Source organism: Allosalinactinospora lopnorensis (assembly GCF_000981225.1).
Taxonomy (GTDB): domain Bacteria; phylum Actinomycetota; class Actinomycetes; order Streptosporangiales; family Streptosporangiaceae; genus Allosalinactinospora; species Allosalinactinospora lopnorensis.
The window spans coordinates 22620-37920 of record NZ_LAJC01000017.1 but is presented as its reverse complement, the minus strand read 5'-3'; the positions used below and the strand labels follow the sequence as shown (position 1 = coordinate 37920).

12 protein-coding genes are annotated in these 15301 nt (G+C 65.7%); 3 read left to right on the top strand and 9 right to left on the bottom strand.

Features of this window, described 5'->3' with window-relative positions:
- Nucleotides 1–721 precede the first annotated feature (721 nt).
- Nucleotides 722–856 carry a hypothetical protein gene (locus tag VS93_RS32450; protein WP_269082814.1) on the top strand — a complete coding sequence of 45 codons (135 nt, stop codon included), beginning with the start codon at nt 722–724 and terminating at the stop codon, nt 854–856.
- Between the two features lie 113 nt (nt 857–969).
- On the opposite strand, the gene VS93_RS08635 is transcribed toward VS93_RS32450, so the two are convergent.
- The 7 genes from VS93_RS08635 to VS93_RS08610 form a co-directional block, all read right to left on the bottom strand.
- Nucleotides 970–2271 carry an RNaseH domain-containing protein gene (locus VS93_RS08635; RefSeq protein ID WP_201776583.1) on the bottom strand — a complete coding sequence of 434 codons (1302 nt, stop codon included), beginning with the start codon at nt 2269–2271 and terminating at the stop codon, nt 970–972.
- The gene (locus VS93_RS08630; RefSeq protein ID WP_156184730.1) at nt 2244–3752 is read right to left on the bottom strand and encodes a pPIWI_RE module domain-containing protein; all 1509 of its coding nucleotides are present in this window, start codon (nt 3750–3752) and stop codon (nt 2244–2246) included. The genes VS93_RS08635 and VS93_RS08630 overlap by 28 nt, the downstream gene beginning before the upstream one ends.
- Before the next feature lie 485 nt (nt 3753–4237).
- Complete coding sequence (locus tag VS93_RS08625; protein WP_046469455.1) at nt 4238–7525, bottom strand: DEAD/DEAH box helicase family protein; 3288 nt, start codon at nt 7523–7525, stop codon at nt 4238–4240.
- Nucleotides 7522–8709, bottom strand: a complete 1188-nt coding sequence (locus VS93_RS08620; RefSeq protein ID WP_201776582.1) for a restriction endonuclease-related protein — start codon at nt 8707–8709, stop codon at nt 7522–7524. Before VS93_RS08620 ends, VS93_RS08625 begins: the two co-directional genes overlap by 4 nt.
- 99 nt (nt 8710–8808) lie before the next feature.
- Nucleotides 8809–9630, bottom strand: a complete 822-nt coding sequence (locus VS93_RS28960) for a hypothetical protein (protein ID WP_156184729.1) — start codon at nt 9628–9630, stop codon at nt 8809–8811.
- A gap of 98 nt (nt 9631–9728) precedes the next feature.
- Nucleotides 9729–10070 (bottom strand): helix-turn-helix domain-containing protein, encoded by a 342-nt coding sequence (locus tag VS93_RS33310; RefSeq protein ID WP_082126730.1) that lies wholly within the window; start codon nt 10068–10070, stop codon nt 9729–9731.
- A gap of 245 nt (nt 10071–10315) precedes the next feature.
- A complete protein-coding gene (locus tag VS93_RS08610) occupies nt 10316–10669 on the bottom strand; it encodes a hypothetical protein (RefSeq protein ID WP_046469453.1) in 354 nt (117 codons plus the stop codon).
- 315 nt (nt 10670–10984) lie between these two features.
- Here VS93_RS08610 and VS93_RS08605 point away from each other — a divergent pair, with 315 nt between their 5' ends.
- Complete coding sequence (locus VS93_RS08605) at nt 10985–11197, top strand: hypothetical protein (protein WP_046469452.1); 213 nt, start codon at nt 10985–10987, stop codon at nt 11195–11197.
- A 55-nt stretch (nt 11198–11252) separates the two neighbouring features.
- Nucleotides 11253–11864 carry a hypothetical protein gene (locus VS93_RS08600; protein WP_052745609.1) on the top strand — a complete coding sequence of 204 codons (612 nt, stop codon included), beginning with the start codon at nt 11253–11255 and terminating at the stop codon, nt 11862–11864.
- On the opposite strand, the gene VS93_RS08595 is transcribed toward VS93_RS08600, so the two are convergent.
- Both VS93_RS08595 and VS93_RS08590 read right to left on the bottom strand, forming a co-directional pair.
- Nucleotides 11849–12745, bottom strand: a complete 897-nt coding sequence (locus VS93_RS08595; RefSeq protein ID WP_156184728.1) for a hypothetical protein — start codon at nt 12743–12745, stop codon at nt 11849–11851. The genes VS93_RS08600 and VS93_RS08595 overlap by 16 nt on opposite strands.
- A gap of 307 nt (nt 12746–13052) precedes the next feature.
- Entirely contained in the window at nt 13053–14168 is a 1116-nt protein-coding gene (locus VS93_RS08590; protein ID WP_201776581.1) for a helix-turn-helix domain-containing protein, read from the bottom strand.
- Nucleotides 14169–15301: the final 1133 nt, after the last annotated feature.

The window sequence follows — 15301 nt, the reverse complement described above, 5'->3', positions numbered from 1 at the left end:
GTCATCCTGATCGCAAAGGATGCCAACACCGCCCGAAGGCTCCGCCGCCGGGGAACATGAACCGTGAAACATCGAACCGGTCATTTCCACGCTCGCCTGCCTCTACCGCGAGCTGGTCCGCGCCCGCCTTGGTCATTGGCCTGCGAACGGACAGAATCTCAGCGCACTGGACTTGGACGAGCCCGCTGACGGAACACTGTCCGGGTCGGTCGAGGGATTGGACATCCAGCTCCTGGCTCTCCTTGCCGAGGAGATTATCGACACCCCGACCAACGCCTCCTCGAACAGGCCGCCCAGGATCTTCTTAGTGACACGCTCGCCGGCCACCAGCTCGGCTCTTGGGATTGGCCTTTGGCTCCAATTGCCCGCTTCTCCGCCTTCCGCGTCACGGCCATCGCCCAGCGGTTTCCCGACCGCCCGGCACGCACCGCGGTCATACGCTCCGGCCAACGAGATCATCAGGATCACGGACCCTGACACCGCGCGTCTCCCTATCCGCAGCGTGGAACGTCGTAGCCCGTGCATCGCGCAGGCTGCGATTCTCAGCGATAATGGCACTTCACTTGCCCTTTGCGCGGCCTTCACCATGCTGGCAACGCCGGTCACTTCGCTCAGTTGTCCGCTGAGACCCCGCTCGATAGGTCGGACGCGAATTCTGTCCGAGTCCGACACCAAGGCGTCTTCCTCGGCTGGATCGTCCGAGATATCGCTCGCCCTCGTCTTGGACGACGACCCCGCTCCCCACGTCTACGCACGGCTGAGCACCGACGTCTGCGCCGGCACGTCTCAGATCGGAACGAGCCAGCTCTCTGACCACGACACGGTCTTTCTGACCATCGCGCTCACCTCACGCTGACCACCATCGCCGTACGATTCGCCGACCGTCAGGGCCACCCAGGCCTCGCCATCGTAGGACCAGAGCAGGCGAAGCAGGCGCGGCGTCGGCCCTGATGGCGGCCGAATGGGCATTCACTGCTCGTCCTGGAGGGCTTCGCGTCGATGCTGTGGGTGGTCGTCGTCCATCTGCTGAGCGGCGTGCAGGGGCACTGGGTAGCGGGCGCGGTCGGACCAGAACATGGTCTGATGGCATAGGCGGGCGGTCATCGCCGCCAGAGCCTCACGGGCCTGGTCCGAGGGTCCTCCGATGGGCAAGATTTCAGTGGCGGTCATGCCGTAGAAATTCTGGCTCATCTCCCCCTTACGTCGCTGCGCGGGCTCGTCCGAATACACCGACCGGTTCACCTCCCAGCGAGTGCGCTTGGATCCCAGCCGGCGCCCGCTGCCGCTGTTGCCGTCGTAGTTGCGTGGAACGTTGCTCAGCAGCCATGCCGGCGTACCGAAGTCGGTGTCGATTTCGAATAGCAGCGTCGAGGTCTCCTGGTCCACCGGCGTAGCGCCCGGCCTCTTACCGCGGTGGATGACCCCGATAGGCCGGGGGACTTCCTTGTCGTCGGTGTTGAGGCGTATGACTGCCACCGGGGCATCTGTGCCGAGCCGTTCGCCGGGCAGTCGCAGGCGGCTGCCCCTGTCGGAGGACCCGGTGTGCGCAGGCTGGGTGCCGAGCCGCATGTTCTGCAGGCCGTCCCACATCCGGCGTGCGGCATTGCTATCGACGGTGACCGTGTAAGGCAGACCGTCCTGAACATCGACGAAGTCGGTCAGCGCCTGCTCGACTGTCTGGGCGGCCTCGTCCCACTTCGCCCGGTAGCTCTTCTCACCGACGGAGGGCGGAGGATAGTTACTCGCGTGGAAGGCGTTTTGGGCCGCGTGGTAGGGCTTCCACACCGGGTCGGTGCTGCTCCATCCGAGCAGGGACCAGGTGCGTGATGCGGTGTGCGGAGGGACCAGCGCGGTGGCGGTGATGACGACCTTGGGCTCACCGCGTTCGCCAGGGCGCCGGTTCTGCTGGCGCACGTGGACGCCGATGTGGGCCAGCTTCTCGACCGCGAATGTGCTCGTTCCCTCCACGGCGTTGGCGATCCGTTCGTCAGTGGCCCCGAGAGAACGGAAGAGGTCGAGTAGCGCCATCTGGGCGGGGTGGTCCTCGGCCTGCGGCGTGATCACACCGTCGCTGTCGTAGCCCTTCAGGTACTGCGATGCGATATCGCGCCGGGCCAGGATCGACTTCGTCTGCGGTTTGGCGTCAACGGCATCAAGCTGTTGGGGGTCCCAGTCGGGGAAGTCCTCGGCATCGGGCATCTCGGTCTCGCACCAGGCGCCGATGAGGGTGTCCTCCTCCGGTGTCAGCGAGGATTCCGCAGGCCCCAGCATTTCGGAGCGGTCGGGGTTGGGGCCGGGCCGCAGAAAGTCGGGCGCGTTGTGGAAGACGGCCAGGATGCGACCCTGATGGAGGTCCAACTCGCGGCCGTCCCGGAAGTCGAGTCCTTCGGGGTCGAGTCCGAAGCGCGCGCCAGGGTCTGCAGCATGCGCTGGCGTGTCTCATCCCGGTACCAGAGACAGACGATGCGCAACTGTTTGAATCCGGTGTCCTCGACCGATGCCCACAGCGACTCCGGGGAAGGGAAGAGGCTGCCGCGCCGACGCAGCGGTTCCTTACTGCCCGACTGCTCGCGCTCGGCTTTACGGCGCTGCAGTTCGGCACTCGAGATCGTTTCGGGATCGGTCGGTCGTCGAGGCATCGTCATCGCCGTCTGGCGCAGCCGTAGGGGTGCAGCCGCATCCCCGAAAACCTCTCTTGCATGGCTGTGCAGCAGCCGCAGATGGTGCATGCCGACGCCGGTGCCGATGGGATGCTGGTGGTTCTTCTTGGGGATGGGCCAGATCCGGCCGGGATGTTCGGAGGAGAACCGCGGCTTCTCGTTGTCGGCTTTGGCCTGCTTGTATTGCCGCTGTTCGTTCTGGGAGCGTTCGTCGATGGCGCGCAGGATCGAGTAGTCCAGCTCCAATCGGCCCAGCGCCTGCAGAGCCTGGCGTGGAATGGTCTTCGCGCCGCCGCGCCCGTTGAGATCGATCTGCAGGATGGGGCGCCCCTCATAGGACTGGACGGCCAAGGCGGTGGAGCTGAAGATCAGCGACTGGGAGATGCGCGAGACGCGCGCATTCAGCAGCAGCACCGGATGATGGATGTTCGGCAGCGTCTTCAAGAGCACCGAGGTGCGGCAGAGCGCATAGCGGCCGCCGCGATCGTTTTCCCAAGGATCGTCCACGGCCACCAGGCCACCCGTGGTGTCGGGGCGCAGCGTGATTTCGCGTCCGTTGGACAGGATGAAGGGCCGCGAGGAGAGACGCTCGGCCAGTCCCCAGCTCACGCTCCTGTACAGCCAGTTCGGCGCGTTCGGCTGGGTGGAGTTTCCGCTGTCCAGGTGGTCCCTCAAGGCGAGGTCCTGCTCGGGAGTCTGAGCGATGCGCTCGGCGAGCTCGGGGGGCCGACGCAGATCGATCGCCTCGATCGAGCCGCCCAGAGCCAGTCCGTAGGTCAGTGCGAAGGCTTTGCACAGCAGGCCGTTATCGATAGGCACGCGCGACACCAAGAAAGGGGCCTCACCCGTCGGCTCGAAGGACACATAGCCGCCGGTAATCGCCTGCAGCACGGTTGTGGCGATGCTGTAGGGGGCCTGAGCTTCCTGCTTGCCGAAGCGCCGCCGGCACTGGACGGTGAACGCACGCCACAGCGCGGTGGTCTCGGCGTCCAACCGGCGGAGGCGGACCGCGGTATCCCCCAGTAACTCGGGGGTGCAGCGGTAGGCCAGCGTGCGCAGGTACTTGCCCGGCTCTGGGGGGTGGTCGTGCACGGTACTCATTCTCCTTTGACGAGGGTTCCCTACGGCGCCCGAAGGCGGCGTGGCTCGGATGCTCAGATCGGCCACGTCGGGCTTATTGGCGGCTCCGCGGGCCTAATTGGCGGTGGGCCCTGAGGGCGACAGCCCGGAAGGGCGGCTGCCGCGCGCGTAGTGAGGCCCGCCCGCGCAGAGTTGCCCGGGGGCGTGGGTGGGGTCTGGTGCATAATGTCCTATCAGGCGCCCACGTCCCGTGCGGCGGACTTCGACGAATTGGCTGGCAGCAGGGTCCGCACTCGTGGCTATCAGCTCCACCTCAAAGACTGATCCGGCAACGATCGACTGATCGCGAGACGATCCCTCTCGGTGCGTCGCGGAACGGCAGGTGCCGTTCTCCCTTCCAGGCCAGCACCGGATTCGACTGCGGGTTCTGCGTGGCCCTGCGAGAGCGCTCTACCCTGTTCGGCCGAGCCTCGCGGGGCCACCGCCGCACCGGGCCCTCAGGCGAGCCCGGCGTAGGAGAGGAAGGCGTCCAGCGCCTGTCCGTAGAGACCGTTCATCTGCTCGCGCACTTCCGAGGTCCACTGTTCGCTAATGCGGCCCAGGATCGTCTCCAAATCGGAGCTCCAGGTGTCCTCGTGGAAGGCGTAGTCGACCAAGTGGAGGATGGCTTCGGTGCCCCCGCGGCGGGCTCGCCCAGCCAGTTGAATCAAGTCGACGATGACGCCGGCAACCACTTCCTCTTGCAGCACATGGGGCATGGCGGTGAACTGTGGGGAGGCCCTCAGGATCAAGTCGAGCCGCACTTGTGCGGCGTTACGCGCCTGTTGCAATGCATCCCCGGGGTCCATAGAGTTCGCCTTGGCTTTGGCGAGGGCAGCCATCCCGGCTGCATTGACACTGGCATACATCTGTGCGGGATCGGTGAATAGCGAAAGGGGCCGCACGCACAGATAGATCGAGCGCACGGCGGAGCGGGTGCCGACGACGATGTTCAGTCCGCGGGCGATCAGCGCCAGGGGAACGACCAGGATGCTGCCGTGCTGGGGGAAGTCCTCGAACTGCTCTGCGGTCAGACGCGCGGCGATATTCTCCCGAGGCAGGTCAGTGTGGTCGGTATCGCCGTCGCGGACGGCCACACAGAGTCCCTCGCGGTAATTGCCCGCCTGAGAAATGCCGCGGGCGAGCCAGGCGCACTGCTCGTAGGAATTGGCCACGACCAGTACGTGGGCGCGGTCGGGGTCTTTGGCGCGCTGGCGCTGTAGCTCGCCGTGGATGTGTCGGTCGTAGAGCTGGGTGCCGAGTTCGATCGAGGCGTTCTTCTTGCGGCTGGGGTGCTGTCCGGAGATCTTGATCGGCTCGCCGAAGAGAGGGTGTCCCTCCCCGTAGTCGATGCGGTGTCGCCGGGCTAGGATCGAGCGCGCCTGGGCATCGGTCATCCACCAGCGCACCGGTGCCGCCACGTGCTCGCGCACGGCCTGAGGGAAGAACGCAGTGGCTGAGAGACCCATAACCGGCCTTTCGGCCCCGGCAAGGCTCAGTGCGACGAGTCCCCCAAGCTCGGCGGTAAAGGTGTGCGGGTCGCCGGCGAGGCTTTGCGCGACCAGTGTGGCGCTGCGTTCACGGTCTTCGAGGCCGGTCACGCGGTAGCCGGTGAGGGATCGCCCCAGCAGTCCCAGGGGAAGAGTGTCGGTGACGGCGCTGCGGCTGAGGGTTTCGGAGATGCGCTGGGCCGAACGCAATCCAGTGGGGCGGTGCTGTTGGGCGCGGGTGCGTAGATGGGACAACGCTTCGTCCAGCTCGCCCATGATCGCCCGTGCCATGAGTAGGTGGACGGTCTGGGCGCGGCGCTGCGGGTCACTGATCCGCGGCGCCAGCAGCTCATGGAGGCGGATCTTGACCTCGTTGAGCACGGACTCGCCTCGCGGGGCGACCAACGCTTCCAGGGCTCGGCTCACCGCGCGCTCGTCGTTGGCGGTCGCCGCGGGTTCGTCCCCGTAGCGGACGGGCATGAAGCGCTGCAAACGCGCGGCGATGTCGCTCGGCAGGTCCGTCTCCCCTGCGGCTTCCTCCTCGTTGGGCCAGAGCAGGCGGGCTAATTGGCGGTCACGGCCCCGTGCGAGGTGCCAGCGCACTCCGGTCCGGTCGGGAACGCGTTCTCGGACGCGTGCGTCGTCGATGGCTTCCAAGCTCAGGGCGTTGCGGCTAACCGCGAGCAGGAGGAACTCGGCCATGAGGCGCACTTGCCCGATCGCGGTCAGCAGTTCGGCCTCCTCGGCGATCGACAGCCGTTTGGCGTCGGTGTCCATCTCCTGAGGGGCCGACGTCCAGTGCCGTCGCGAGTGCAGTACCACCTCGCCGGCGCAGCAGTCCACCGCCCGTGACTGGAACTGATCGACCTCGTCAACGAACACTGCGTGGCAGGTGCGCAGCGTGAACTCGGCGACACTGACGCCGCGGACTGGGCGGCCGTCAAGGTTGAGGCCGATACCCAGGTTGCCTTTGAGGAAGGCGAAGTGGTTGGTCACGACGACGTGTGCCGAGCAGGCCTCATAGACGGGCGCGAACTTGCCGCAGGTGGGGATCCAGGGGCAGGCTGCGGCGCCAACGCCTTGGCGATGCAGTGACATGCAGGGCTCACGGCCCGGTGGATAGGGGGCACTGGATTCCATGAGCGGCCGTTGGGCGCACCCGTAGGCCAGCGGGTCGATGTCGCGGTCGCCGTGTTCGCCCCATTCTCCGGGGTCGTCGGGGTCTTCGCTGATGAGGCGGGACAGTTTAAGCGCGCGCTCCTGCATACCGCTGGAGGACATCAGGTGCGCGCATCCGGTCTCGTGCTCGATGTCTCCGAGCTCTCGCAGGATGCGCAGATCCGCTTGGATTTCACGGGTGGTCTTCAAGCACGCCTTGATGTCGGGCAGCACGATGGCCACTCGGTGCCCCTGCTGGGCCATCCAGGCCGCCACGACCCGCACCAGGATGCTTTTGCCCGTCCCGGTCGGTGCGTGGAAGATCTCCAGCCCGCCCGCGGCCATCCGCAGGGCCTCCTGCGGGCTGATGGAGTCCGAGGTGTTCAGCGCGTCCAGCAGTTCGTTCAGAGTCGTGCGCAGATAGCGCTGGTCCTCGGGGCGGCGGCTTTCGATGCGCTCGGCCAGGTAGAGCAGTTCGCGTGTGGGGATTGGCAGTTCCTCGAGCGGCTCGGCGGTCTCAGCGCGGGGGAGGCTCTCGTGGCCGAAGGGCTCGGTGTATCCCGGGTAGGTGGGGATCGTGGTTCGGCCGTGCACGCGCCCGCTCTGGGACACATAGATTTCCCCGGTTGACCAGGTTCCAGGCCCGGCGAACTCGGGAGGTTTGGGGCGTGCGCTGGGCCGGCGGAAGGGTTGGAGTTGGCGGTCGACGTAGCTCAGCAGGTCATCACCGACGTGCGGGACGGCTGCTCGGGCGGTGAAGGGGTCGCCTCCTGCGGCATTGAAGGTACGCAGCTGCTGCGCCTGGCCGGGAGGTTCCTCAGCGAGCGAGGCGAGCATGGCGCGGGCAGCGCTGAAGAATCGGCGCGGGTCGGCGAGTCCGCCGGGGGCGTTGGCGAAGACGTCGACGATGCGGCGGCGCTCTTCGCTCGTCAGCTTCTCCCACTGCGGCCATGCCTGGAACTGCCCGGACAGCAGGTATGCCGCCCGGTCGAAGGGGCCGGCGGGGGCCCCGCCCTCCGGCGTGGTCTCGGGGAAGTAGTGGGCGGCAAGCGCCAGGGACGCGCAAAGCGCGAATTCGGTCCGCGAAGGGGTGTTCATGACCAGGCCACCCCCGCTCGCTCACAGACCATCGCGCCGAAGGCGGAAGCCGTAGCCACCTGGAGGCCGTAGCGTTGCCCGACCCCGCTCAGCAGCGGCACCTGGCTTGCCCGGTGATCGGGGACCACCAGCCACTGCGCGCCCCCGCGGTCGCCCTCCTGGGCGTGGATAAGCTCGGAAAGTGCAGTAGCAGAGGTGTAGTCCTTGACGTCGACGCGAAGCGTCTCCTTGCGATTCTCGATGTGCACGGCCAGGTCATAGGCGTCCAGTGAAGGCCACAGCTGCACTTGCAGACCACGCTCGACGAGGCGGTCACGTAGGGCGATCTCGGCCAGCCCGGGGACGCAGGTGTAGCGCCATACGCCGCGAGCCAGTGCCTTGTGCCCCTCGATCGGCTGGGCGGGCGGCACCGTCTGCAGATCGGGCCACAGGATGGCTTCGTGAGGCCCCGGTGGAGCTGCGGGCGGTTCTGGCTGCAGTTCGGGGGGTTCGGGTCCCTCGGTGGGACGGAAGTGATAAGCCGCTCCGATGCGCTGGTGAGGCTTGTGCCAGCAGGCGACCGCGCCAATCACGCGGCTCGACTCCCGGCGCAAGGCGACGCGCATCGGCCATTGGCACACCGGGCAGGCGAACCACCAGTCACGGTAGGCCGAGGCATATGCGATGTCTCCGTAGAGATCAGAGATGAGGGGAGGAAGTTGCAGTTCGCTCAGCATGCTTACTGGTCCTGAGGGGTGGCGGATCAGCGCATTGCGGCCGTCTTCGTAGCTCTTCTGGTCTCCGGTCTTGCTCAGCTGCGCGAAAGCCGTCTCCTGAGCGACTTCGTCCTCCAGATCGGATCCGCTGATCAGACCGGTACCGCGGTTGCTCCGGCGCAGGACCCCGAGTACCAGGCGCTGCTCTGCGTCGATGTCGAAGGCGTCCTCGGTGACGTGTCCATCGGCGTCGACCATGCGCAACCCGTCGATATCCCAGCCGTCCACGCCAGGCGGCAGGAGGCAGGAGGGATCGCCACGGATCTGATTGCGGAAGTCGGCGAAGGACAGCGGGCTGCCAGGGCCGCGTGCGGCTAGCAAAGCGCCGTGGCATTCCATCAGAGTGTCCAGGCGAGCAGCCGGTGCAACCCCGGGGGTGGTGACCGCATCGGCAGCCCGCAACACAGCGCGCGCCACCAGGGACTTCACCCACTCGGGCCGAACTTCGTTGTTCGTCGCATTACCCATGCGCCCAGAGACTAGGGGGCGCCGCTGACATTCGCCCGGCTCTTTGGTAATGAAGTTCGGCTATTGAGTGTTCCGGGCAAGATCGGCAAGTCCCGTGGTGTCGACTTGCGGATAGCGCTTTTGGTACTCCTGCAGATAGGTGGCGACGTGCCGCCAGCCGAGCGGGGTGAGCCGCCATCGGTAGTCGATGACGTGGCTGCCGTCGTCGGCGAGCACCGGCACATCGTCGATGAAACCTCGACTCGGGCGGCCCTTAGGCTTGTTCTTGTAGCCGACTCCCACAAAGAAGGGGGCCCGGCCTGAGAGTTCGTCCCGTTGGAGTCCGTCTGGGCCGGCGCGGGCCACTCGGGCCACAACGCTCCACAGCCACTCCGAGAGCAGTGGGGTCGGCGGTTTCGGCTCAGCCGGCTCCCCCAGCCCGGCGCGGGCGGCGGCCCGCCCTCGGCGGGTCAACTCCACCAAGGTGCGCCGCACTTGACCGACAGCCGGATGGTGAACCACATCTGTACTAGTGGTCAGCAGGCCGCGGCGCTCAAGCGCCTGAACGGTCGAGCCGGCACCAGGGTCGTGGACGCCGCTTCTGCTTAGGCGCTGCTGCAGCCGGGTGTAGCCGACGAGGCGTGTTGGCTCGTGCAGTGCCAGCGGTAGTTTGCGCCATTGGGCAGGGCTGGATGCAGGCATATGGTGGACTCGGCGCATCCACACTTCGGTCTCGGTCATTCGCTCATCCCGCAGGATCTCGCCGAGGTAGGTCTGCTGCCGCTCGTTCAGCGACTCCCACGTCTTCCGACTGCTCGCGTTTGGGGTCGGCGGGCTCTGGAGACGGGGCCGCACGGGTGCAGGATCGGCGGGGCGGGTGCGCATCCAGGCGTCGACGACCATGCGCGTCGGCACCTCATAGAGCCTGGCCAGCGCGCCAATAAGATATTCCTCTGCCTCCCAAGCGTTGTTCCCGGTGCGGCCGATGGGCTGCCCCTGTTCTAGGGCGGAGAGCTGTGATGCTGAGAGTGTCGGTTCACGTCCGGGAGTTGCGCGGCGCAGTCTCTCCACCGCCTGTTCCAGAGTGAGTCCTGCGGCCATCCGCAGGTCGAGGAGGTGCTCTTCACCGCGTCGGATTCCGATAAGCTCCTGGACTGGGCACCGCAGCGCTTCAGCCAATTGCTGGAGACGCTGCGGAGGGGGGTACTTCGTCCCTGCTCGTAGAAAGAAAGCATGCGTGGAGACACTCCGATGCGCCGCGCGAGCTCGGCTTTGGAGAGCCCTGCTGCTTCCCGCAGGGCTGCAATGCGCTCCGGGCTGCTCCCGCGCGACGGCAACGGCATGCCCCCAGCGAACTGTAAATCAGGACCTTCTGGCAATCGTGGCAAGCTCAGTGCCCGAAACCCGGCGGGGCGCACGTACGAGAGCCAACTGCACACAGACGCTACGTGCCGGCAACACGTGAATACCGGTTCTGGCACGGATTCGGTGAATCCTCGCTCTCCTCCGATCAGGCGTCAAGCAGGACACGCTTCCGCAGCAGGTCAGGCGTGGCGCCCATACATCTTTCGTTTGAGCATCTTGAGTCTTATGTGGAATCAGGATTGTCAAGTCCGTCCTGCCTGTCCTTGGTGATGTCGACGATGGGCAGGAGTGTCGCTGAGGTGGGAGCAACGAGCTCTCGCGGTGTCTGACCTGATGGCGTTGGGACATCGACGAGCCGGTCGAGCAGCTTGTCCAAAGCAGACTGCCCTTCGTCCACCGCAGCGCGTTCGTCGTCGCTCAGCGGGATCGAGGCCAGCATGCGCTGGAGGTTGGCCTTGGCCTCCAGGAGCTGGCCCTTCGAGGAGTCTTTCGGGGTGTAGAAGTCGCAGTGTGCGCGCCTGTTGTGCTCGGGCCGGTCGACTTTAGGCGCGGAGCAGGTGGCCGTTGGTGCGCGCAATCATCACGGCTGAGAAGCGCTAAGCAGAGACCGGATCCCGGGTCGCAGAGGGCTGGTGACGGCTGAGTGAGGGCGAGGCACCGCAGGCGTGCCAACCAGACCCCAAACGAATCCGCCCCCGAGTCCGCGCTCGTGTCGGCTGAGCGCTCCATCACCGTTCGAAGTACTTGAGAAGTTGACTTATAAGACATGATTAACCAATAATTAATCATGTCTCTAGAGGCTATGCGTCAGGCTTCCCGGAAGCTCTTCGGTAACCGCTATAGGGCGGAACTGATGCTTGCGCTGGTAGAGGCAGATGCTGACGGAGTGTGCATGGGCGACTTGGCCGCCCACAACGGTGTCCAGCCCAGCGTCTACCGCCAGCCCATGAAGGCGCTGATGGAGTTGGGGGCGGTGGAGGCGTTGGCGCCGGTTCCCGGCCAGCGGCGGCGCTGGCACCGCATCACCGGTGAGGATCCGCTGTGGCCCCTGCTTCGTCCGGTGCTGGACTACTTGGCTGACGACGTGCTAGCACACACGCACTGATCAGATCGGCATGCCCCTGTTAGCGCGCTATTCCCGGTAAGGCAAGGTGGGCTCCATGGCAACCTCCCTAGGAACCGCAGACGGTTCGCTCAAGGCCGCCTCGGACGTCCTGCTGCCTTCCAGTAGCAAGGCGAAGGCCCTGTCGCTTCTGGGGAGCAACGTCGTGGTCTTCTACTCGGTCGATGCCACCGAGCATCGCCGCCGACGCCGGGTCACGGCGCAGCCGTTGACGTCCTTGGCCGACTTGGAGACGCTGATGTCCCTGCCGGTGGATATACCCGTACCGATGAGTTCCTTGAGCGCGACGGAACATGCCGGTATTGGCCGACTGCCAGCAGGAGCTGTGGGCCGCGATCACAGCCAGGTCACGCGTCATGCGGTGCGTCCCCTGCATGTGGACCTCGTGGTGGTGCGCGCGGCACGGCCCAGACAAGGGCTGGAGGCCGCCACTCGGTTCGCTCCGTATTGCCGCCGCGCAGTACTCCTTCGGCGGCCGGCCCCGCGCATGGACGACTACCTCAATGAAGCATCGTTCTACGGGGTCGGGGTCCTAGTGAACTCCTCCGCCGGGCCGGAACTGGTCCTGGAGCCCCAGATGCACCGCCCGATCCGCCACACCCCGGCAGCCTGGAGCTTCGTCGAGACGGTGTATCAGCGCGTGCGCTGAGCAGCTGGTGTGCTGCCCGTGGTGGTCGGGGTCAACGACGCCCATCGCTTGAGCTGATCGCTGGCCTCAAACCCTTTCTTCAGACCAAGGAAAGTGTTGAGAACCTGGTGGTGCTCCTTGGCGGCGTGGCACAGCTCGTGCCACTTCTGCTGGCGCGCATAACCCGGGGGGACTGACATCAGATCCTCCACCCAGCGCCCCATGACCGCGATGTTGTGCCCGGCCGCTTGCCGCTTCAGCTCGCCCTTAGTTGTGGTGAACCGGTCCAGGCCAGCGCCGTCGCACACCGAGCAGCTGCAGCAGGGCGTCTCGGCTGCGGCGAAGCGGTGGGCGATCGTGCCTCCCAGGAAAAACCCCATCAGTTCGGGGAATAGCACGTGGGGCGAGAGCACCACAGGTTTGCTGTTGTCTACCGGCTCTCCAGGGGGCACGATGTGGCGCACCGATGCGGTCGCGCCGAAGGATCCGAACCACGCTCCGTGGGCCAGAGCGCCGAAGGCCGCCAGATCGCTGCGCATCAATGCACAGTTCGGAACCTCCCCCAAAATCCGAATCAGGTTGCCCACTGCCTGGGAAAAATGCCCGAGCGGATCCATCTGGCCCCCCAGCATCAGAGCCTTTCCTCCCGGGAGCAGTTTGAGCGCCGCGATGAGCTGACCGACGTTATCGTCGCGCAGCCAGCTGACATCGACCGGTGCTGTGAAGATGACCGAGGGGTCATCCAGCGCTACGGTCTGGCGCACCGCGGCAAGAAGCGCATCCGAATCCTCGGCCCGGATGTATCCGGTCGGTGTCATCGCGGCCGTCATTCCCGCGGACTGCTGCCCATACAAAGACGAGCGCAGGGGATCATCGTAGTGAGGGTCGTCAAAGGTCAGCATGACCTCGGAGTTTTTTACGACCTCGGGCAAAGGAAAGGGCGCGTCTTCGGTGGCGAACTGCGATTCATAGACACAGGGATCGACCAGAAGTGGAGCCGAGAACCCTTTGCGGCGCAGCTGCGCAGCTTCGACGTAGGCGCCGCTCCCGCACAGGACCAGCCACCACGGTCGGCATCGATATGGTCGCGGACCTGCCACAGGCGCGATTGGCCGACGTGCAACAGCACACGATCCTTCAGCGAGGAGAGCAAGCCGGATGCAGCGGAACTTGGCTCGCCATCACGTGGTAGAGGAGGGGGGACGTCGTTCATGGCCTCACCTTCGACGAAGTGTTCAGAGCGAGTGGATCGATACCGTCGCGGTAGAGGCGCACGAATTCCTCCCGCAGCAGGTAGCTGTGCTCTGCTGCCTGCTGGTCGGTGAAACCGTACTCCTTCCGCAAGTTATTGAGGAGGCGCGATATACGGCAGGGGCGTTCCAGGTCGAGGTCCACAGGTTCTGCGGTTCGGTATCCCAGGGTAGACATTTCGACCATGATGTTGCGGTACTGCCATTCGGTGACGGCGCTCAGTGCCTGTGCGCGGCGAAGAAGTGCCGCCATGGACACCCGCCACTTGCGTTTGAGGTCCGCCAGTTTCGAGATGGTGACGGTACCGGAGAAGTCCCCGCGAATATCCTTGGCCGGCATGAGGAACTCTGCGGCAAAGGCGTCGGCCTGCTTCTCCTGCTCCGAACTTGCCCCAGGTTGCGTATGCAGTACGATGTGGCCGATCTCGTGAGCGACGCTGAACCGGCAGCGGTCCCCGGGAGCCCGATCGTTCAGCAAGAACAGAGGTGCATTCTGCCCGGTTCGCTGACTGACTGCATCGAGCAGGTCACTTTCGAGGTCTCGCAAGACGATCCATGCTCCCGCCTCTTCGGCTGCACGCACAAGGTCGGGCACAGGCCCCTCAGGTAAGCCCCATTCCGTACGCAGAAGACGCGCCGCGTCCTTTGGCGTCGTCAGATCACTCAGTTCGACGTGGGGGAAGCACGACGCAGGGGGAACTCCCCGCGTTGCTGTCACCAACCCGTCGAGCTGGATCCGCGTCAGAGCGATCTGTGCGTGGATGCGACGCACGGCACTGACGGGTAGGGAGGCGCGTTTGCGGTGGTGGATCAAGCCCACACCCACCCCGTGGACCTGCGGGTCCAGGCACAGTAGCTCGGGCGGGTACCCCAGCGCGGCGGCGTAGAGCTGGAGGCGTTCCCCGGTGACATGCAGGCGTCCCGCCTCGGCCTTGCTGACATAGCCCTGGGACACGGCCGTTCCTGCATTCCCGGCGGCGTCGGCCATCGCAGCGGCCACTTCCCCCTGGGTGAGGCCACGTGACTCTCGGGCGACCGTGAGCATCGCCGCCTGAGCCCGCAGCTCTTCCTCCACCGTCCATCACCTCGCATCAACTCTCATAAGATTAGCACGAAATATTCCTTGCATGATGCGCTCAGGATTGGAGAGACGTGTGGGTGGCCGGCTCCGACCGAATTGGTAGCGGGGCCCTCATGGTGGAGCGAGGCCGCTTGCGGGAAATGCGTAGGGTCTGGACAGCGAGGGGAAGGTGATCTCGGTCATGTGCGGGCACGCGCGGCGTCGAACCGCCCGGTTCCGAGTTCGCCAACCATGCGCTTGGGCGGTCGGTGGGCCACGAAGATCACCTGACCGGCAGGCAGCGCCACAACTACTGATTGCCGGAAAGCGCGGCCAGTGACACATCGCAGAGCGGCTATAGCACTGCGGCTGGTGTAGGGCGAATCGGTCGCTGTTGCTCAGGTGTGCCGCTCCGACAGAAGGGAGCTTCACGACTCGGTTGTCGTCCAGAGCTGCGGAAACGAGGCGGTCTAGCTCCTTTCGGTCTCGCACTCCTTCTCGCAGTAGAGCAGCGACGGACGTCAGGATCTGAGTACGGGTGACGTGAGCGCGGTCGGCGACGGGGCCACGGCGCGGATCCCACAACTGGTCGGCCAGCCGCGCCGGGATGTCGCCGTCGCCCTCGGAATGTCGGCTCACCACTGAGGCGACACCACAGCTTCCGGATCAATGCCGTGATGGGTGGCCAGTTGAGCCCAGGCGTGGCCTTCACGGAAGGGAGTGGGCGATGCCGGCCGGGCGGTGCTATAGCCGATCCGGATGCGGTCCCGCACGCTTGCCCCACGTGGGGCTACAGTAGCGATCTGTCGGCTGTGCTGGGAGAAGAGTCGCGCACCTGTTGGCCGATCCCCACGATCTCCCAGTCAGGGGTGTGGAGCCCGGGTTCCCACGCAACGCCGAGGCGCACAGCCGTCGCGAGCGGTGGGGACGCATCGTCAAACGGCGCGGGGAAGCAGGCTACCTTCGGACAGAGCTCGGCAGCATGGAGAACGATGGCGCCGCTGAACCTGCCCTGGCAAATATGAAGCAGAGTGTCGGCGGCCGCGTGTAGCGTACACGCCTGTCATGTACGTGCCGGGCATGCCTGAATTACGTTGAGCAAGAACCAGACCACCAGGGCCTTCGGGTCGTCCCCCTTTGACGAGCAA

What these genes read in the sequence shown, in the direction of transcription:
- VS93_RS08635 (WP_201776583.1), bottom strand. Translation starts at nt 2,271, where the DNA reads ATGCTGGGGCCTGCGGAATCCTCGCTGACACCGGAGGAGGACACCCTC.
- VS93_RS08625 (WP_046469455.1), bottom strand. Translation starts at nt 7,525, where the DNA reads ATGAACACCCCTTCGCGGACCGAATTCGCGCTTTGCGCGTCCCTGGCG.
- VS93_RS28960 (WP_156184729.1), bottom strand. Translation starts at nt 9,630, where the DNA reads ATGGTCGTCGACGCCTGGATGCGCACCCGCCCCGCCGATCCTGCACCC.
- VS93_RS33310 (WP_082126730.1), bottom strand. Translation starts at nt 10,070, where the DNA reads ATGCCGTTGCCGTCGCGCGGGAGCAGCCCGGAGCGCATTGCAGCCCTG.
- VS93_RS08605 (WP_046469452.1), top strand. Translation starts at nt 10,985, where the DNA reads ATGGGCGACTTGGCCGCCCACAACGGTGTCCAGCCCAGCGTCTACCGC.
- VS93_RS08600 (WP_052745609.1), top strand. Translation starts at nt 11,253, where the DNA reads ATGGCAACCTCCCTAGGAACCGCAGACGGTTCGCTCAAGGCCGCCTCG.
- VS93_RS08595 (WP_156184728.1), bottom strand. Translation starts at nt 12,745, where the DNA reads ATGCTGACCTTTGACGACCCTCACTACGATGATCCCCTGCGCTCGTCT.